1 protein-coding gene is annotated in these 818 nt (G+C 65.8%); it reads left to right on the top strand.

Annotated features, from left to right (window positions below):
* Window positions 1-818 (top strand): toxin VasX (locus UIA24_RS23035; RefSeq protein ID WP_330524044.1); only part of this gene is annotated, 818 nt, incomplete at both ends.

The following is an 818-nucleotide window of genomic DNA, read 5'->3' as shown; positions in this document are numbered from 1 at the left end:
TACCTCTACCTGTGGCACCACGAAGGCCCGCTCAAGCGCTATGCGGTGGCCGACAACGGCCTGCTGCTGGAACAGGCACTCCACGACGCGCCTGGCCGTGTGGCCAATGGCACCCGCGTCGGCCTGGCGCTGGATAAACACCACGACGCCTGGATGAGCTTCACCGAACACCCCATCGGGCCTGAACAGTGTGCACGGCTGAGTGAACGCAAGGTGCGCGACCGGCACATGCGTCACGTGGACTTGCGCCAGGTGGCCGACACCCTGCAGGCGCCGCATTGCCCGCCCTGGGAACACGCCGACCAGGTGCTCGCCGAGCTACTGCCTGAGAGTTACCTGCGGGCACTGGCCATTGAATATCAGCGCACGGAGTACGCGCAGCACGCCGAAATCCTCGGCGATCAGATGATCGCGGCACCCACACCAGCCAGCATCAAGGCCTACACCGATGCCATGTACCACAACCAGGAGCGGGCCAAGGCGGCGGAGCAGTACGCCGAAGTGAGCGCCGACACCCCGCCCACCGGTGAATGGAGCGCCGAGCGCTGGGACGCCCTGCAGGTCAAGGACTGGCTGGCGACCATCCACGCCCAGGCCAAGGCCCTGTACCGCGTGTTCGCCTGCCTGGACGATGAGCTGGGCGTGCTGCGCGACATCAACCATGAGCAGGAGCAGGTGCAAACCCGCCATGAGCAGTGGACCCAGGACAACACCCTGCGCCTAAGCGTGGGGGGCTTTGTTCGCAGCCTGATCACCGAGGATGCCGCGGAAGTGGCGGGCCGGCTGCGTTACGTTTACCACAAGAGCAACGACAGCGG

It is taken from the genome of Pseudomonas sp. AL 58 (genome assembly GCF_036348395.1).
GTDB lineage: Bacteria > Pseudomonadota > Gammaproteobacteria > Pseudomonadales > Pseudomonadaceae > Aquipseudomonas > Aquipseudomonas defluvii.
Note: the sequence above shows the minus strand (reverse complement) of the source record. Positions and strands in the feature narration are given on the sequence as shown.